The following is a 19,021-nucleotide window of genomic DNA, read 5'->3' as shown; positions in this document are numbered from 1 at the left end:
GTCAGCTTATCTTCCAAATCAGTCGTTATTTTAAATGAGTCTTATGCTAAGTGGGCTATGTTACAGACACAAGAGGGAGTCTGTCACCTGAGCGTCAAATTATGTCTCATCTCTCTATATTTTTAGCTACTTGCTATAAAGTTAGGCAAAACTAAAGCCCTATCGACTCTAGTCTTTTCCCTTGGGTTTCTTCACCTAATATCAAAATTACCGCTGCAACCAAAAGTAAAACAACGGTAAACATGATGAAAACGTGGCTAAACCCGTGCTTAGCCACCATCATATGTGTAACGACTATTGGTGCCAAAATTCCACCTAAACGCCCCATTGCCGACGCCCAACCCGAACCGAAAGCTCGGATATTGGCTGGGTATTGTTCTGGCGTATAGGTATATAACACTCCCCATGCCCCTAAATTGAAAAACGACATGAGGCAGCCCCAAAACATAATGCTGTTCACACTGTCGGCTTGTCCAAAGAAATATGCAGACAATGCACAAAAACCAATAAAAGAAGCCAGTGTAATTTTTCTACCTAATCGTTCAACAAACCATGCCGCTGCCAAATACCCCGGTAGCTGTGCCAAAATCATTAAAAGTACATATTCAAAAGATTTAACAATGTCATAGCCTTGTTTCACCAATAAACTTGGTAACCAAGTGAAAATACCATAGTAGGAATATACAATCCCAAACCAAATGAGCCAGAGCATTAAACTACGGCGTGCGAAAGGGCCACTCCAAAGTTGTTTAAATGAAACCTTTTGACGTATGGCCACAGGTACGACTTCAATGTGGTGAACAATTTGAACACCCGCTTGAGCTTCTAGTTTTTGTACTAATGCATGAGCTTCCTCAATACGACCACGATTAATCAGGTACGGGATCGACTCGGGGAGCTTTTTCCAAATCACTAAAATATAAATTAGAGGAAGGCCACCCATCAAAAATGCAATATGCCAACCAAATTTAGGAATAATAAAATAAGAAATTAACGCAGCAACTAACCAGCCTAATCCCCAAAAACTTTCAAGTAATACAATAAAACGACCACGTACATGTGAGGGTATATATTCACTCACCAATGTCACCGCAACAGGTAATTGCCCACCAAGTCCAAGCCCAACAATAAACCGGAAAATTAATAACCATTTTAAATCTGGAGCAAAAGCGCATAAAGCGGTGGCAATACTATAAATTGCCATGGTGGTCGCAAATACTGTCTTGCGACCAAAGCGGTCGGCTAAAGCTCCCGAACAAACTGCTCCAATAGCCATTCCCACAAAGCCAATACTCACAATCCAGCCACTTTCGGCGGGAGTTAGCGCCCAGTCTTTGACTAAGGTCGTCATGATAAAAGCAATGATTCCTGTGTCCATCGCATCAAACATCCACCCTAGCCCAACCACCCACAATAATGTGTAGTGAAATTTGCCAATTGGAAGATTTTGTATACGTGAAACCAGATCCATAGGAAAACTCTACTGGAAAGAATAAGTGAGCAAGACAATATATTTAATTGTTATAGCATGCTCACATCGCATTCTGCATGATTAATGTTCATCGGTTGAAGAGGCTGACTCCGCATCATCATCTTTATAAATAAACTTAGGCATTTCCAAACCAAAATAGATCGCAATCAAGCGCAAGCTAAAACCAAAAATTAAGGTTGAAATAACGGTAAGTTCTAAACTTAATCCTAGGTCTTGGCAAATCCAGTAACAGATGACCGCCACAAAAGAGATACTCGCATAAAGCTCACGGCGGAAAACGAACGGGACATCGTTACATAAAATGTCACGTAAAATACCACCAGAAACTCCAGTTAACACCCCTGCTACTGCCGATACGACAAACCCATGCCCCATTTGCAAGGCAATCTGGCAACCAATAATGGTAAACCCGATTAGACCTAAGGCATCGAGCACTAAAAAGATGTTATGTAAATGACGCATCCATTTAGCAATAATGATTGTGACAAATGCAGCACAACACGTCAGAACCAAATATTCAGGATGTTTTACCCAAGTTAAAGGATAGTGACCAAGTAATACGTCACGTACAGATCCACCACCTAAAGCAGTCACACAGGCAATCAGTACGACACCGAACCAGTCCATACTCCGTCGCCCAGCAGACAATGCACCTGTCATGGCTTCGGCAGTAATCGCAATAATATAAATAACGGTGAGTAACATCGCCCTTTCCCTCAGGCCAAACGGTGCGCGTATTTTAAGGTAAAGTTATATGAATTGTGCACAGCATTGTTTAAATTTTTTTCCAGAGCCACATATACAAGGTTGTTTCATGGTGACCTGCATATCTATCGTTGGATCAAGAAAGAACCATTGTTGTTGCTGATATACAAAATGTGAAACCTCATGGTGAAGCTGAGCTTTCTGCCCATCATGATAATGTGCCTTGAATTCAACCTGTGCATGGGTTTTATCTAGTTTTTCTTTGGCATTAACCACTTCTAAACCCAACCATTGATTTTGTTTACTCCAGTCTGCAATGGCATCTTGATCAAGCGCATTTTGCTGACCTAAAGCAGTCGTTTTCACAATATAATCAATTTGCTGTAATGCAAAAGCACTATAACGTGAACGCATAAGCTGCTCTGCTGTTAGCGCTTTTGCTGTACCTAAATGTAAAGGCTCACAGCATTCTGCATAGCTGCCTTTTCCACATGGACAAGTGTGTTGAGTCATTCTGTGTTTCTCAAATAAAAAAATAGCTCAGAGTTGAGCTATTTTATGATGTTTCTAGATTTGAAATGTCATTTAATCTTTTGATTCATCTTTTTCGATAGAAACAATATGAACTTTCTCGATTTTATGGCCTTCCATCGTAATCACTTCAAAGCGATAACCATCTGCTTCAACAGCTTCACCATTTTCTGGTAAACGGCCTAAATGGAATAACAAATAACCCGACAAAGTTGAATACTGTTCACTTTCATCAACCAAATCACGACCTAATAAAAGGGATACGTGGCGAATGTCAGTTGAACCTTCAAGTATTAATGAACCATCTGCCAAGCTCTCAGCTGCTGCATCTAGCTCATCTTCATCTGGGAATTCACCAGCAATGGCTTCTAAAATATCGATTGGCGTTGCAATACCTTCAATTGAACCGTATTCATTTAAAACGATTGCCATTTGTAAAGGCGCTTGACGTAATTGCTCCATCACCATAAGTACTTGAGCATTTTCATGCACAATGACGGGTTCACGTAAATGCTTTTCGAAATCGACCACACCTGTTTCAATAAAGCCATTTAAAACTTTATGAGTGAGCGCGATACCTTCAATATTATCAAGCTCACCACGTGCAACAATCAAACGGGAGTGTGTCATTGACATTAACCGTTCTTTTAAAACTTCCGGTTCGTCTTCTAAATCAATCCATTCAAGTTCAGGTCGTGGAGTCATAACAGACTTTACAGGACGTTCTGATAAACCAAGAACACCTTGCACAAGCACACTATGATAAACACCATTTTCTTCGTCAAAGACTTCATCTGCAAAAGCTTGTGTAGCTAATACGTCTTCTTTATCAGAAGATTGTGTATCTGAGCTAGAACCACTGCTTTTACTTCCTAGCATACGTAAAACTGCAGAGGCAGTGCGATAACGCAAGTCTGTGGTTGTAACCAGCTTTTCCTGATTGTGGCGCATGCTCTGATTGATAATTTCCACCAAAACAGAGAAGCCAATTGCAGCATATAAGTAGCCCTTCGGAATATGGAAACCAAAACCTTCCACGACCAAAGAAAAACCAATCATCATCAAGAAACCAAGACACAGAATAACGACTGTTGGATGCTTATTGACAAAGTCCATGAGCGGTTTTGATGCCCACAACATGATTCCGACAGCAATTACAACTGCAACCATCATGATTGACAGCTCTTTCACCATACCTACAGCTGTAATCACACTATCTAACGAGAACACAGCATCAAGTACTACAATCTGGACAATGACCATCCAAAATGCAGCATGAACAGGATTATCTTCTTTATGAAGCTGGTTGCCTTCCATTCGTTCATGCAATTCCATGGTGCCTTTAAAGAGCAAGAACACACCACCGAATAATAGAATCAAATCACGACCAGAGAATGGATGATTAAAAATATGGAAGAGTGGTTCAGTCAGTGTTACGACCCAAGCAATTGAAGCTAAAAGTATTAGACGCATTCCTAATGCGAGTACCAGACCCACTATACGTGCTTTAGCTCTCTGCTCTGCCGGCAGTTTTTCGGCCAAAATAGCAATGAAAACGAGGTTATCGATCCCCAATACAATTTCAAGAACGATTAAAGTTGCTAAACCCACCCAAGCAGATGGATCAGACATCCATTCAAAGATCATCGATCCTGCTCCTGTGCTGATTGGGTTTTATCTTTATTTGGCAACACAGCAGGCATGCCCATACAAAGGAGGGAAAATGTTTTTTTAGGACAAGAAATTAAAACGGAGCGACTACAACCACTACCCATATTTGTTCATATGTTGTTAAACGAATTTTTAGTATAGGCAAGATTTAACATAAATTCATCATTTTTATTTGTTCATGAAGAGCATTCACCAAACCCATACAAAACATGGGTCTTTCCTATAAATCTGCTTATAAAGTTGTCATATCTTTTGCTTAGTGTAGACAAGAAATATGAACGTGATAAGGTAAAAATAAAGCAATGAATAGCGTATTAACAATGCCAGTAAATGATTCACCAATAACAGCTGTAAAAACAAAACAACCTCTTATTGCATTATATTGTGGTTCACGTGCAGGAAATAATCCAATCTACCGAGAAAAGGCAATTGAACTCGCGCATGGAATTGCTGACCAAGGTTTCGGTTTAGTCTATGGTGGTGCCAGTATTGGTTTAATGGGACAAGTTGCTGAAAGCGTTCTCGCAAACGGCGGAGAAGCTGTAGGTGTCATTCCTGAATTTATGCTCGATTATGAAGTAGCACATGCCGGCTTAACCGAATTACATGTAGTGGAAACCATGCATGAACGCAAAGCAATGATGGCAGAGCGTGCAAGTGCATTTGTCGCATTACCTGGTGGTTTGGGTACATTTGAAGAAATATTGGAAATAGCCACTTGGGGCCAACTCAACCAACACCAAAAACCCATGATTTTATATAATGTAAATGGCTTTTATAATGCATTGATTGCCCAGTTAGACCATGCAGTTCAAGAGGGTTTTCTGCCACTTCAGCACCGTGCTAAATTGATTGTATGTGATGATGTTAATCAAATTTATAATGTGATTAAAAATTTAAAAATGCCGAAAAGATTTGTTGTGTAATTTTCTATCTACGCTCCATAAAAAGCGGTTCTCCCGCTTTTTTTTGTTTTAACTATTTTTATTGCTGTATTCAGAATAATTTAGCTTGGTAATTTTGGAAAATAAAAGTACTTAGATTAACTAAAGAGGTATTCAACATTGACTTGCTTTCTTTACTATCAATTTGTTTTACACTAGACCCAAACGTTAACTTTCAAATGTTATGAATGCCACGCCGACTCACCAAGCCTTGCAACCTGAATATCGTCTATTAGTTCTTTTGGTTTCCATTGGCTTTTTTATGCAGGCATTGGATACAACTATTGTAAATACTGCTATTCCTGCAATGGCCCATCATCTAAATGAAGATCCTTTACGCATGCACAGTGTAGTGGTGGCCTATGTCTTATCTGTAGCTGCCTGTATTCCTTTAAGTGGCTGGTTAGCAGACCGCTTTGGTGTGAGAAATATTTTCTTATCGGCCATCGTTATTTTTACTCTAGCCTCTTTGGGTTGCGGTCTTTCTCAGAGCCTCAATGAGCTGTTATTTTTCCGAGTCATCCAAGGCGTAGGCGGAGCATTATTACTCCCTGTTGGCAGACTATCACTTTTAAAAATTATTCCACGAACCCAATTTTTAGCTGCAATGAGCTTAATGAGTCTCGCAGGTTTACTTGGCCCTTTGGCTGGTCCAACTTTAGGAGGTTGGTTGGTCGAGGTTGCAACTTGGCATTGGATTTTCTTGATTAATATTCCTATGGGCGTATTAGGCATATTAATGACATTAAAAGTGATGCCAAATATAAAAGAACCTACCGTCAAAACATTTGACCTGATTGGTTTTATATTATTAGTTGTGGCAATGATCGGGTGGTCTTTAGGTATCGAACACCTTGCATCCCCTGAATATTCAAAATGGTTCAGCATTTCGCTGTTAGTGATCGGAATAATAGCAACGCTTTGGTATGCCTATCATTCTCATACTCATCAAAATGCACTGTTCCGCAGTCGGCTCTTTAAAAACAAAATTTATGCTATCGGTATTTTAGGTAATTTCTTTGCCCGCTTTGGTGGTAATGCCTTACCTTTTGTTATACCACTCATGCTACAGGTGGCTTTCGGTTTTGAACCTTTTATTGCCGGTTTAATGATGATTCCTCTAGTCTTAGGTTCGTTATTTTCAAAACCCATTGTCAGACCTATTATTCAGAAAATTGGCTACCGACGTTTTTTGCTGATCAATACGACACTTGTTGGGTTATGTATTGCTTCTTTTGCCATCATGACAGTCGACACTCCAACCTGGTTCAGAGCCTTACACTTTTTCTTATTTGGCACATTAAATTCATTACAGTTTGTTGGAATGAATACATTGACCTTAAAAGATTTACCTCAGCAAGATGCAAGTAGCGGTAACAGTTTTTTATCCATGATTATGATGCTATCGATGAGTATTGGTGTTGCATTGGCGGGCACACTCATCAATGTATTTACTGATTATTATGGCGCGGATCACGTGACAACAGCGTTTCATGTCACTTTAATTTGTTTAGGCTGTATCAATGTGATTACTGCATTTATTTTCTGGCAAATTCCTAAAGATACATCCATATAGGCTGTTGCATTTTTAGCGTGGTTTCTGGTTCACCAATCACGCTATGATGTGAGCTTCACATTTTTAATGAGTTTTGCATGACCAAATTGGCAAAAACCTTTTTTACACGGCACTACAATACCTTAATCGGAGTTGGCCTAGCATGTGTTATGGGGGTATTGGCTTATTTCGGTTTGTTCTATCAACAAAAGGCTATCGCACAAGATTATCCCGTTCAAGGATTTGATATCTCTCATCATCAAGGAGATATTGATTGGAAAAAAATCTCACCTGAAAAATTCCAATTCGTTTATTTAAAAGCGACAGAAGGCGGTGATTACAAAGATTCAAAATTTCAAGAGAACTGGCTCAAAGCGCGTGAACATGGCTTTCATGTGGGGGCTTATCATTTTTATCGACTCTGTCGTGATGGTAAAACGCAAGCAGATAACTTTATTGCGACAGTGCCTAAAAAAGTAGATGCGCTTCCGCCAGTTATTGATCTGGAATACGACAGTAACTGTATTAATGCATACACCAAAGAACAATTAATTAAAGAAATTGGCATCATGCATGACCGCTTAAAACAACATTATGGTAAACAGCCCATCTTTTATATTTCTAGAACTTTTTATCATATTGTCTTAGTTGGAAATTTTACAAATACTCCGCTTTGGGTACGTGACTATGAAGCTAACCCTGAACTCAAAGACAAAAGAAAATGGCTCTTTTGGCAGCACAGTAATCAGGGTAAAATTGAAGGGATAATAAAACCTGTAGATATCAATGTCTATGAGGGGTCCGTCAAGCAATGGCAACAATTTTTACAGCAGCAAGGCATCGTGAAAGCACAATAATATGCGCAAAATCATTCATATCGATATGGATGCCTTTTATGCATCAGTCGAGCTACGGGAACACCCTGAATTAAGGCATTTACCCGTTGTTATTTCATCTCACCATCCGCGAGCTGTGATTGCCGCAGCATCTTATCCTGCCCGTGAATTTGGTTTACGTTCAGCCATGTCGATGAGTCAGGCAAGAAAACTATGCCCTCAAGTCGTTATTATTGAGCCAAATTTTGAAAAATATCGTACAGTTTCAGCTCAAATTCATTCTATATTTCAGCAATATACGCTTCTTATTGAGCCATTATCTTTAGATGAGGCTTATTTAGACGTTACTGAAAACTTAAAACAAATTGCAAGTGCAACTGAAGTCGCCATGCACATTCGGGAAGATATTTTTCGGTTAACAGGACTGACTGCATCGGCAGGTGTAGCACCTAATAAGTTTTTGGCAAAAATTGCTTCTGACTGGAACAAACCTAATGGTTTATGCGTAATAAAACCTTCGCAGGTTGCCAATTTTATTCAAGACCTTCCACTTAAAAAAATTCCTGGAGTGGGTAAAGTCACCCAAGAAAAATTGCAGCAGCTTCAGTTACATACTTTAGGTGACTTACAAAAAATTGAAGAAGCTATTTTAGTTCACCACTTTGGTAAATATGGGCAACAACTTTATCTATATGCACAAGGAATTGACCACAGGCCTGTTCAAGCGGAAAGAGCTCGCCAACAAATTTCAAAAGAGACAACTTTCGATAGTGATTTTACTCTGGCTCAATGCCAGCCCTATTGGCAGGGATTAGCCGAAAAAGTCTGGCATAGCCTCGAAAAAAAACAACTCAATGCGCGTGGTGTTAATATCAAGCTTAAACTCAAAAATTTTCAGACTTTGCAACATAGTAAAAGCTTTAAAAGGCCTATCCAGTCGCTACAAGACTTAATCCAAGTTCTATTTTTATTATTAAATGAAATGCAGATTCCCGAACATTTCCAATTTCGCTTAATTGGTATCGGAGTTTATCAGTTACAAACCCAAGCAGATGACTTTCAACTTAACCTTTGGTGATTGTCTAATTTTCACCCAAAAGAGCAACTTTTGAACAAAAGCTATTCCCTTTTACTCCAAGTTTAGAGTAACCTAATCAGCGCATATTCATTACCCATGTATTTGCAACATGCCAAAAGCAACCTTTACTTTCGGCATATCGTCCTGTGATTGGCGTGACGACCAAATCCGAATATTGCAGGGCTCTTCTGATACATGGCTACTCTATTCTTCTCATCACAATAATCTACTGAAATTCTTTTCTACTGGCTTGCACCTGCATAGCAACTCTTCATAAAATCAAAACTATTAAATAAAGCCACTCTAGAGCATTCTTATGACGGTAAAGCGTTTACACGTTACTTCACGGTACTGCGAAGTTGCAATTTCAGGTAATTTAGTACACTTAGCAGGACAGCTCGCAGATGATACAAGCGTTGATGTTACAGCACAGACTCAGCAAACCTTAGATAATATTGACCGTTTATTAGCAGAAGCTGGAACAGATAAAAGCCATATCCTTTCTGTCATAATTTTTCTAAAAGATATCGAAAAAGATTATGCAGCAATGAATGAGGTTTGGGAGGCATGGATTAGTGAAGGAAACCCTCCAGCACGCACTTGTGTTGAGTCTAAACTTTATGCGCCAGACGTACTTGTAGAAATGACAGTGGTTGCTGTACTTCCATAATTATTATCATTTTAAATAGACTTAAAATTGAGCAATATAATGAAAAATATTGCTCAATTTTTTACTGCTTTTAAATTTTTTAAGACTTAACAAAAGCATTTGATATTCTCTCTAGCTGCGGAGTTGTATGTAACGTCGCCATCTCTGCTTCAGGAGTTAATAAATCTCTTCTTAAATCATGATAATCAGGTACTTCACTATAATGCAGCACGCGATAACCCGCGAGTTGTAATAGTCGACGTTCATATTGTTGATGCGCTCGGCGTAGACCATTTTCCCCAAGAACAACAACCACAACAACTTGAAAATTTTGGTCAAGTACAACAAAATCAGCAGCCATATTTTGATATTTTCGACGCGTGTGTGCATATTTTGTCGTTAATAATGCATCGAAGGACACATGGGCCAAAACTGTAAATTTAGGTAAAACTGTTTGCAGGCGGGTTAAAGTCATTTGCTCATGACTTGTTAATACTGCACGGCGCTTTAAAGCACTATCATGTTGATGCCTTCGCGAAAGACTTTTCACTGCCATAACAACAGCCAAAAATAATAATAAGATTGTAATTAGATAATACATGGGCCTAATCCTTTAAGTTTTTTATAATGATTTTGCTAGATCACACTTTGTTTTAATTGATAACGACACAGCCGTTCTTTAAAAGGTTCACTTAGTAGTAATTTCACTTGTAGTTATCAAGCTTGGCTTAAATTTAGCCACCCTCACATTATTTATAATCATAGAGTCAACAACAATCAAGTGCAGCTCGTCAGATTTATGGAAATTATCATTTTTAGTTACTCTTTTTGTACTTTAAACCCTCAAAAATCTCACTATGCGATTTAAATATACATTCTAGAAACAAAACAGGCTCCATTTAAGAGCCTGTTTTATCATTAACCGCGTGCTTTAGATCTTGGCTTACTTTTTCCACCAAACGGTCTTTTCTCTCCCGTCTCGCGAGGAGGTAAGCCAGTATGTTGGGTTAAAACCTGTCCTTTTTGTGGACGGTTTTGCCCTGCTGCTGAACGAGATTGCCCCTGACCACGTTTTGCTGAATCTCCCGCCACAGACGAGTTTTTCTTACGTGCAGACTTATATTCACCTTCGGCAGTACCTTGTGGCTGATAAGTCGGAATCAAATGCTGCTTCGAATTACCAATCAAATCAGCACGGCCCATTTCTTTCAAGGCCTCACGCAGTAATGGCCAGTTGTTTGGATCATGGTAACGTAAAAATGCTTTATGCAAACGACGACGCTTCTCACCTTTCACAATGTCAACTTTTTCAGTATAACGTGCCACTTTCGCGAGCGGGTTTTTACCCGAATAGTACATGGTAGTTGCTGTTGCCATTGGCGATGGATAGAAGGTCTGTACCTGATCGGCACGGAAACCATTCTTTTTAAGCCAGATTGCAAGGTGCATCATGTCATAATCTGAAGTACCCGGATGTGCAGCAATAAAGTAAGGAATTAAGTATTGCTCTTTTCCTGCTTCTTTACTGAAACGGTCAAACATTTGTTTGAAACGATCATACGTACCAATACCCGGCTTCATCATCTTAGATAAAGGGCCATTTTCGGTATGCTCTGGAGCAATTTTTAAATAACCACCAACATGGTGCTGTACCAGCTCTTTTACATATTCAGGATTTAGTACCGCAAGGTCATAACGTAAACCTGAACCAATCAGAATTTTCTTCACACCTTTAATCGCACGTGCTTTACGATAAAGCTGCACTAAAGGTGCATGATCGGTATGCAAGTTCTGACAAACGCCCGGATATACACAAGAAGGTTTACGGCAGTTCTTTTCAATTTCAGGGTCTTTACAATGCAAACGGTACATGTTTGCTGTTGGGCCACCCAAGTCTGAAATAATGCCTGTAAAGTTTGGTGCTGTATCACGGATTTTTTCGATCTCGCGTAAAATCGAGTCTTCCGAACGGTTCTGAATAATACGGCCTTCATGTTCAGTAATCGAACAGAACGTACAACCACCGAAACAGCCACGCATAATGTTGACCGAGAATTTAATCATATCAAATGCAGGAAAACGTGCATTGCCATATGTTGGATGCGGCAAACGTGCATAAGGTAAATCAAATACATAGTCCATTTCCTCAGTAGTTAGAGGAATTGGAGGCGGATTAATCCAGACATCACGCTCACCATGGCGTTGAACCAAGGCACGGGCATTACCCGGATTAGTCTCAAGATGCAAAATACGGTTTGCATGTGCGTAAAGCACGTGATCATTTGACACTTCTTCAAAAGAAGGTAAACGAATTACAGCCAACTCGCGTGGAGGCAACTTGTGTTTAATTGCTTTTGACGGTGCTGGCTTTAATTGAACGATTTGAGTGTCATCATCTAGTTTGTCGCCTTCACGCACAATCGGATTTGCAACAATCTCTTTTTGGAAGTCTTGATACTGAGCTAATGAATTACCCTTTTCTTTTTCAACTTCACAACCATCAATATCTTCAGTCATGACATAAGGGTTAATAATTGGGTCAACACGCCCAATCGTATCTACATCATTACTTGCAACTTCAACGAACTTTGCTTTTGATGCTTTGTTATGCTTATTAATAATGAATGCTGTACCACGAACATCAGTAATCTCGTGGATTTTTTCACCTTTAGCCAAACGATGCATCACATCAATAATGGCACGCTCACCATTACCATACATGAGTAAATCGGCTTTAGAGTCCATCAGAATCGAACGACGGACTTTATCTGACCAATAATCATAGTGTGCAATACGACGCAAACTGCCTTCAATTCCACCTAATAACACGGGTACATCTGGGAATGCTTCACGACAACGTTGACAATAAACAGTTGCTGCACGATCAGGACGTTTGTTTGGCTCATTGTTTGGAGAATAAGCATCATCTGAACGAATTTTACGATCTGCCGTATAACGGTTGATCATCGAATCCATATTCCCTGCGGTCACACCCCAGGCAATCGTTGGCTTACCTAGAACTCGGAAACTTTCGGCATTGGTCCAGTCTGGCTGTGCAATGATTCCGACACGAAAGCCTTGTGCTTCAAGAACACGTCCTATCACGCCTGATACAAATGACGGATGGTCAATATACGCATCACCGCATACTAAAATAAAGTCACACGCATCCCAGCCGAGTTGGTCCATTTCTTCTCGTGACATCGGCAAAAATGGTGCTGGTTCAAAACACGACGCCCAATATTTGTCGTAATCAAACAACGCTTTTGGCGCAGTTTGCATAGTATAAGCGGTAGACATGGCTTGCGAATCTCGGCTAGCAGATGGAGGAGAGACATCTAAAGATGAAAGCCGATCATTTTAACATGAATTTCATTCATTTTCCCTGTTTATAAAACATGCGAAAACAACCATGTAGAAATTAATTCGATTAAAGTTTGTTCAAGATTTTATTCTAGAAATAAATACGGCGGAATAAAATCCGCCGCAGCTTTAACACAATTTATTTACATGACTTAGAACAATGCTTTCGGTAAACGAATCTGAATAATCTCATTATCGTCAGCCAATTTTGCGTTACGTCCTGTTGAACCAGGGAAGTTGTTATCATTTAAGACAGTAAGCGTTGTACCATTTTCAATAATGACATCCTCAATGGTTTCAAATGGGAAAGCAAAAGTCTGTCCTGTGCCTATATCCCCTGCTCTCGCCGTGCCATACAGCATATTCGGGTTAGCAATTTTAATTAAATCGACTAAATCCTCACGACTTACTAACTGGCCTGACTCATTCAATTTAATACGGATTAATTTTTTATAACCCCCTAAATTATTCTGAGTTGCGTCACGCTCAATAATAATGCCTTCTTTATCACTAAAGAGCTGGAAATCTCCAATATTGGTTGCTTTACTATCTAACTGGAACCAATAATATTTGCCTGTATAAGCTTTTTTCTTCAGGTCAAATTGAGAAATCAATAATTGTCTTTCCGTTTCCCGAATTGACTTAAGTGGTTTCTCTATAAGAGGATAGAGATATTGTCCATCTGGCGAAATCGCCATTCCTTCAAAACCACCACTTTGCTGAACCAAAGGTTCTACAAAATTAATTTGCGCTTTATTAAACTGATTTTGTGGTGAACGTAATTCTTGAGTTGGATTTAATGGATTTGGCAAAGCAATCGGAGCATCTAACAACACTCCATCTGCTGAAAAATGAAGTAAATACGGACCAAACTCCTCTCCAATCCAATAAGTCCCATCATTGGCACGTTGCATTGACTCTGGGTCAAAATCAGCACCTGTTAACAAACGCTCAGATGTATTACCATTTACGATATTAAATGGAACTAATTTATTTGGATCACGTAGCTGGATAAAGCCTTGTACAGTAACTTGCCCCGTACCTTTAAGTTTAGTTTTGAAATCTGGCTTTAATTTATAAATACGAAGTAAAAAGTCTGCCGAATTATCTTGAGTTCCAAAACCATTATCAGCCATTGCCATATAACTGCCATCTTCATTTTTTAATGCAGCAGAAAAACCCTGTACAGGCTGACCCTTAAATGGCGGATAGATACCGTTTGCACCTTTCACATATGCACCAGAGTCAGGGCCAGCAGCATAAGTTTCTACAGGTAGCTTGGCAAAAGAAATTAATGTGGGTTCGGTAACGTTTTCAGTAGGTGAAGTTTGTTCTTGATCGCTATTATCGTTACATGCTGTTAATCCAAAACTGGCGCAGCATAATATTGTTATTAAAGTTTTTTTGCTCATAGTTTTATCCAATTGGTAAAAAATTAAGCAAATTTAATCAAGCTTCTATGAAGTTTTCACTTCAAAAAGATGAAATCTTTATGGCAAAAATATGACAAATCTAACTGTTAAATACACAGTAAAAATAAATTTCTTCAGTACAAGTTAATTAAAGTTTTGTTGGCTGATATTCTCCAGCAATTGCTGCTTTTAAAAAGTTCTGAAAAGTTGGACATTGCATGTGATTTTCAGCAGGACACACTGCCGCATGTTGTAATCCCTGACTAATAAAATGTAGTCGCTTTGCCATTTGCTCTAATTGTTCAGCTTTATCTTTAAGTTTTTTTCGATCAAGATCAAACTTACCATCTTGCCCAAACATAGTGGCAATTTCATTTAAAGAGAAACCCGCAGCACGGCCTAAAGCAATTAATGCCAGTTGATCAAGTACCTGTTTACCATATTGCCGTCTTAAACCTTGCCGGCCTATTGACTTAATTAATCCCTTCTCTTCATAAAAACGTAGTGTTGCAGTTGTGACCTTTGCTTTCTTAGCAACTTCACCAATATCCATAATACCCCCTTGACTTCAAGTGAACTTGAACTTGCACAATAAATTTATCACGTTTAATGCGTATAAAAGTAGGTGTAAAAATGAATATCTCTACATTGTTCTTTCAAGTTTTATGTCTTGGTATTGGTGCAACAATAATTATGGATATCTGGCTGTTTTTGTTAAAAATATTTAAGGTTCCCACCCTAAATTTCACCTTTCTTGGACGCTGGGTTGGCTGGATATTCCAAGGTAAATTAGTACATCAATCCATTGCTCAAAGCCCTCAAATTAAGAGGGAATATTTATTAGGTTGGATTGCGCACTATAGCGTTGGGGTTATTTTTGCATTTAGTTTTATTTTTATTGTAGGCCAAACTTGGCTCACTCATCCTCAATTTTACTCAGCACTATTGTTTGGTGTGGTCACGGTTCTTATTCCATTTTTGATTATGCAACCCGCGATGGGCAGTGGTTTTTTCTCTTCAAAAACACCTCATCCCTTTTTGAACTCTCTAAAAAGTTTGCTTAACCATAGTGTTTTTGGCTGTGGTTTATATCTCACTGCAAAACTATTTCAAATTTAAATAAAGAGAAAACCGCCCATGAAAAATGTTGCCATTATTTACTATAGTCGTCAGGGACATACCCAATTTATTGCTCAGCAAATTCAAACGGGTATATTGAGCCAAGAAAATATTGAAGTAGATCTACTCAGTGCTGAACATCTTATCGATAACGCCGAATCCCTAATTCAATATGACGGTTTAATTTGGGGATCTCCGACTTATTTAGGCGGAGTGGCCTCAAAATTAAAACAACTCATGGATGCAACTGGTCCATTATGGAAAAAACAGAGCTTTAAAGGAAAACTGGCGGCTGGGTTTACAGTTTCTTCCCTTCCCGCAGGTGATAAGCAGTCGACACTCATTTCACTTTTTACCTTCTGCATGCAACATGGCATGTTATGGGTGGGTAAATCTTACCCGAGCAGCATCAAGGTATTCCCTATGCTCAAGCAGCTAACCGTCTCGGCTCATGGTCAGGCCTAATGGCTCAGGCTGAACACGCCAGTAATCCCGATAGCTTTGATGAAGGAGATATTAAAACTGCTCAACTGTTTGGGGAAAATTTTGCATTGACCCTAAATGCTTATGAAGGGATATAAAACTATGAAAGCATAGAGACTTTCATTCCTCTTAATTTTATCTGGGATGGTGTCATTTATAGTTTCGGATATGTCAACTTTTAAACTAATAGGACTAAATCATCACTCAGTTTTATTACGATTATCCGCCTGCATTATTGCATGGGTGTTAGCTTTCCCAAGTGTATTGATTGGCGCTCCTTTAGTAGAGAAAACAGTCAACGTCGTAATTAAGAAAGTGGACAACGTACGTCTGTAAGTTAAAACGTACAAAACTTGTGGTCATTAACGAATATCCAGCTTTAATATTTTTTTATAGTATATGAAACATAGAGAGACAGGATGTCTCATTGAAGAAGAATAAGAACGCAGGAAGCGGTAGTTGACAGGAGTTAGCTACATAAGCTGAATACGAAAGAACCTCGACAGGATGTCGGGGTTTTTTCATTTCAATTATACAAAATTCTTACTTTTTGGTTGTGTTGAGCAACAGAACTTATATTGATCCAATAGTTACGGCTGAATACTATGATTTCATTTGAAGCTTGATTATTGGTTTTGTATTTTGCTTATCTCATCTTTCACCCAAAATCGTTTTGAACCAACACAATTACACATCTTTAGTCTCAAATTTTTTATCATAGCCTTGATGACAATAATGACGGGATGCACAAGCTTAGGCCCCAATAGTGGCTCATTTTCTTGGCGTTCAAATAAACTCTCGTCGGGCTTACAAAAAGCTTATTCAGTTCCTTCAAATACAGCAAATCGTTTATCTCCAATGATTATTCAAAGTGCTGATCAATATAATGTCCCACCACTCCTGCTTGCGGCAGTTATTCGACAAGAGTCTAACTACAATACTAATGCTCGTTCTCCTACTGGAGCCGTTGGTTTAACTCAAATTATTCCAAGCTACTGGCAACAAACTTGTGCTGGTAATTTGTATGATGAATCCACAAACATCCAATGCGGTGCATATATTTTAAATCATTACTATCAAACAGCGGACAGCTGGTTCAAAGCTACTGCCTATTATAATGTGGGGCCGACAGGTTATGAGCGAAGCTTCTGGACACGTCACAAAGCAAAAAAATATGCTCGATCTATTAAACATCATCAAAAAACTTTAAAAAGCGCGATATAAATAAGGTCGAATAAAAAAGCCCATCTATTGATGGGCTTTTTTTATAATTAATATTATTCGTCAAATAAACCTTCAAACAGAACAGAAGATAAATAACGTTCCCCACTGTCTGGAAGAATCACAACGATTGTTTTACCAGCACTTTCAGGGCGCTCTGCAATTTTAGCAGCGGCTGCTAAAGCAGCCCCACTTGAGATACCTACTAAAATACCTTCCTGCGTTGCACAATTTCTTGCCCACTGAATTGCCTCTTCACTGCTTATAGGTAAGACTTCATCAACAACATCTAAATCCAGATTCTTTGGAATAAAGTTTGCACCAATTCCCTGAATTTTATGCGGTGCAGGTGTAATATTCTCACCATTTCTGGTTTGAGTAATAATTGGAGACTCGGCAGGTTCAACTGCTACAGAATACAAAGGTTTATTTTGAACTTGTTCGAAATAACGAGAAATACCCGTAATCGTGCCACCAGTACCTACGCCAGCAACCAAAATATCGACTTGCCCACCTGTTGCTTGCCAAATTTCAGGGCCAGTTGTATCGACATGGATTTGCGGATTCGCTGGGTTCTCAAATTGCTGAGGCAGAAAATAAACATCTGGTTGTTCAGTTGCTAATCGTACAGCCTCATCAACTGCACCTTTCATCCCTTTCGCTGGTTCAGTTAAAACCAAATTAGCGCCGAGTGCTTTTAATACTTTTCTACGCTCAAGACTCATGCTTGCAGGCATAGTTAAAGTAATTGGGTAGCCTTTGGCCGCTGCAACAAAAGCCAATGCAATCCCTGTGTTACCACTGGTTGGTTCAATAATATGCATGCCTTCTTTTAACATGCCACGCTTTTCTGCATCTGCAATAAGTGCCGCTCCAATACGACATTTCACAGAAAATGCAGGATTCCGACTCTCTACTTTTGCTAATATGGTTGCATCACTTTTAATCAAACGATTGATACGAACTAAAGGGGTATTCCCTATTGCTTCTGCATTATTTGAATAAACTGCGATCCCTAAATTATTGGGTGTTGGAAATTGCTGATCAGTAGACATGTTATATCCTTATTAGATTTGGAATGATTCTTAATCATTATAAGCTTCTCTAATGAACAGAAAAGTACAAAAGCTAAGTAAAGCTTAAATTATTAAATTAACACCGTGTCTTATCGTAGATTTATTCTTATTAATTATGTTTAAACAATAATTTAAAAAACTACTTTAAAATTAATCCATTACATCAGACACATTTGTTTATCTATCCAGATACCACATAAAAAATATGGTCTCTGGCTATATTTTAATCTTATGGCCAAACACTAAAGCTAATGTCTGTTCAAAATGTTAGGTAGCGAGATTTACCAGACTTCCCCCTCTCTCCAATCTGTGCAAATATAATCATTATCTGAAGCATCTGATAATAGATCTTTCAACTTAGTACTCAACGGGAATAGCATAATTTCATACTCATCTGTCAAATAAGTAGAAGCATCTTGTTTAATGTATAAATCCCCCCACCACGAAATCCAATCTAATTTTTTATAGAATGTCTCATCTTCGGGTTGTAATGCTGCAAGTTCATAATCTAAAGTAATTAAAGTATCAGTTAAATATCTTAATAATTGTGAGGCAAGACCTTTCCCTCGCATATTGTAGTCAGTAGTCACGTATTCTATATAAGCGGTTTTTACATTGACATAATCTTTGAAGGTGAAAATTCTATCTGTCCATAAAGCATGTGACACAATGTGATTATCTAATATGCCTACTATATGAACAGCAGTTTGCATAAAGGTATATTGAGTCCAAGGATCTTCATCAAAAGCAGCAAAACATAGCTCTGCGATCTGTTGTCGCTGTTGATTATTTAGGTCTTGTGCCGCGATAATTTCAAATTGCATAGGGAGAAGCTCAATTTTAATTGCTTATATCATAAGCAAAAAACGAAATAGTATGAAAGTAT

At 38.7% G+C, this 19,021-nt stretch carries 18 protein-coding genes and 2 pseudogenes; 9 read left to right on the top strand and 11 right to left on the bottom strand.

The window, feature by feature from the left end; all coding sequences use genetic code 11:
- Positions 1 to 151: 151 nt before the first annotated feature.
- From I5515_RS15840 to I5515_RS15825, 4 genes are all read right to left on the bottom strand, one after another.
- Positions 152 to 1,471: an MFS transporter gene (locus tag I5515_RS15840; RefSeq protein WP_199968475.1), complete on the bottom strand. Its 1,320-nt coding sequence runs from the start codon at positions 1,469 to 1,471 to the stop codon at positions 152 to 154.
- 81 nt (positions 1,472 to 1,552) lie between these two features.
- Positions 1,553 to 2,197, bottom strand: coding sequence for a trimeric intracellular cation channel family protein (locus tag I5515_RS15835; protein ID WP_199968473.1), 645 nt, complete (start codon positions 2,195 to 2,197; stop codon positions 1,553 to 1,555).
- Positions 2,198 to 2,242: 45 nt separating this feature from the next.
- Positions 2,243 to 2,710 (bottom strand): YchJ family protein, encoded by a 468-nt coding sequence (locus I5515_RS15830; RefSeq protein WP_199968472.1) that lies wholly within the window; start codon positions 2,708 to 2,710, stop codon positions 2,243 to 2,245.
- A 72-nt stretch (positions 2,711 to 2,782) separates the two neighbouring features.
- The gene (locus I5515_RS15825; protein ID WP_199968471.1) at positions 2,783 to 4,375 is read right to left on the bottom strand and encodes a TerC family protein; all 1,593 of its coding nucleotides are present in this window, start codon (positions 4,373 to 4,375) and stop codon (positions 2,783 to 2,785) included.
- Between the two features lie 326 nt (positions 4,376 to 4,701).
- On the opposite strand from I5515_RS15825, the gene I5515_RS15820 reads away from it, so the two are divergent.
- The 4 genes from I5515_RS15820 to dinB all read left to right on the top strand — a co-directional run bounded on the left by I5515_RS15820 (position 4,702) and on the right by dinB (position 8,812).
- Complete coding sequence (locus I5515_RS15820; RefSeq protein WP_199968470.1) at positions 4,702 to 5,325, top strand: TIGR00730 family Rossman fold protein; 624 nt, start codon at positions 4,702 to 4,704, stop codon at positions 5,323 to 5,325.
- A gap of 202 nt (positions 5,326 to 5,527) precedes the next feature.
- Complete coding sequence (gene mdtD / locus I5515_RS15815) at positions 5,528 to 6,919, top strand: multidrug transporter subunit MdtD (RefSeq protein WP_199968469.1); 1,392 nt, start codon at positions 5,528 to 5,530, stop codon at positions 6,917 to 6,919.
- Positions 6,920 to 6,996: 77 nt separating this feature from the next.
- On the top strand, positions 6,997 to 7,755 hold the full coding sequence (locus I5515_RS15810; protein ID WP_199968468.1) for a GH25 family lysozyme: 759 nt from the start codon (positions 6,997 to 6,999) through the stop codon (positions 7,753 to 7,755).
- A gap of 1 nt (position 7,756) precedes the next feature.
- On the top strand, positions 7,757 to 8,812 hold the full coding sequence (dinB, locus tag I5515_RS15805; RefSeq protein ID WP_199968467.1) for a DNA polymerase IV: 1,056 nt from the start codon (positions 7,757 to 7,759) through the stop codon (positions 8,810 to 8,812).
- A gap of 4 nt (positions 8,813 to 8,816) precedes the next feature.
- Here the strand turns inward: dinB and I5515_RS17575 are convergent.
- A pseudogene (locus I5515_RS17575) lies at positions 8,817 to 8,903 on the bottom strand (hypothetical protein).
- Positions 8,904 to 9,128: 225 nt separating this feature from the next.
- On the opposite strand from I5515_RS17575, the gene I5515_RS15800 reads away from it, so the two are divergent.
- Positions 9,129 to 9,482, top strand: coding sequence for a RidA family protein (locus tag I5515_RS15800; RefSeq protein WP_199968461.1), 354 nt, complete (start codon positions 9,129 to 9,131; stop codon positions 9,480 to 9,482).
- Between the two features lie 79 nt (positions 9,483 to 9,561).
- Here I5515_RS15800 and I5515_RS15795 read toward each other — a convergent pair whose 3' ends face one another.
- The 4 genes from I5515_RS15795 to I5515_RS15780 form a co-directional block, all read right to left on the bottom strand.
- A complete protein-coding gene (locus tag I5515_RS15795) occupies positions 9,562 to 10,062 on the bottom strand; it encodes a DUF2726 domain-containing protein (protein WP_199968460.1) in 501 nt (166 codons plus the stop codon).
- A 317-nt stretch (positions 10,063 to 10,379) separates the two neighbouring features.
- Entirely contained in the window at positions 10,380 to 12,761 is a 2,382-nt protein-coding gene (locus tag I5515_RS15790) for a YgiQ family radical SAM protein (protein WP_199968459.1), read from the bottom strand.
- Positions 12,762 to 12,976: 215 nt separating this feature from the next.
- Positions 12,977 to 14,236 carry an esterase-like activity of phytase family protein gene (locus tag I5515_RS15785; RefSeq protein ID WP_199968458.1) on the bottom strand — a complete coding sequence of 420 codons (1,260 nt, stop codon included), beginning with the start codon at positions 14,234 to 14,236 and terminating at the stop codon, positions 12,977 to 12,979.
- A gap of 148 nt (positions 14,237 to 14,384) precedes the next feature.
- Entirely contained in the window at positions 14,385 to 14,789 is a 405-nt protein-coding gene (locus I5515_RS15780; RefSeq protein WP_199968456.1) for a helix-turn-helix domain-containing protein, read from the bottom strand.
- 80 nt (positions 14,790 to 14,869) lie between these two features.
- Here I5515_RS15780 and I5515_RS15775 point away from each other — a divergent pair, with 80 nt between their 5' ends.
- From I5515_RS15775 to I5515_RS15760, 4 genes and pseudogenes are all read left to right on the top strand, one after another.
- Positions 14,870 to 15,355: a DUF2938 domain-containing protein gene (locus I5515_RS15775; RefSeq protein WP_199968454.1), complete on the top strand. Its 486-nt coding sequence runs from the start codon at positions 14,870 to 14,872 to the stop codon at positions 15,353 to 15,355.
- 18 nt (positions 15,356 to 15,373) lie between these two features.
- Positions 15,374 to 15,936: pseudogene (locus I5515_RS15770) on the top strand (flavodoxin family protein).
- A gap of 34 nt (positions 15,937 to 15,970) precedes the next feature.
- Positions 15,971 to 16,174, top strand: coding sequence for a DUF2798 domain-containing protein (locus I5515_RS15765; protein ID WP_320159799.1), 204 nt, complete (start codon positions 15,971 to 15,973; stop codon positions 16,172 to 16,174).
- A gap of 279 nt (positions 16,175 to 16,453) precedes the next feature.
- Positions 16,454 to 17,062 (top strand): lytic transglycosylase domain-containing protein, encoded by a 609-nt coding sequence (locus I5515_RS15760; RefSeq protein ID WP_199968452.1) that lies wholly within the window; start codon positions 16,454 to 16,456, stop codon positions 17,060 to 17,062.
- Between the two features lie 53 nt (positions 17,063 to 17,115).
- On the opposite strand, the gene cysK is transcribed toward I5515_RS15760, so the two are convergent.
- Together cysK and I5515_RS15750 are read right to left on the bottom strand one after the other, a co-directional pair.
- On the bottom strand, positions 17,116 to 18,114 hold the full coding sequence (gene cysK, locus I5515_RS15755; RefSeq protein ID WP_199968444.1) for a cysteine synthase A: 999 nt from the start codon (positions 18,112 to 18,114) through the stop codon (positions 17,116 to 17,118).
- A gap of 302 nt (positions 18,115 to 18,416) precedes the next feature.
- On the bottom strand, positions 18,417 to 18,959 hold the full coding sequence (locus I5515_RS15750; protein WP_199968441.1) for a GNAT family N-acetyltransferase: 543 nt from the start codon (positions 18,957 to 18,959) through the stop codon (positions 18,417 to 18,419).
- Positions 18,960 to 19,021: the final 62 nt, after the last annotated feature.

It is taken from the genome of Acinetobacter calcoaceticus, assembly GCF_016508255.1.
Classification (GTDB): Bacteria; Pseudomonadota; Gammaproteobacteria; order Pseudomonadales; family Moraxellaceae; genus Acinetobacter; species Acinetobacter calcoaceticus_E.
Note: the sequence above shows the minus strand (reverse complement) of the source record. Positions and strands in the feature narration are given on the sequence as shown.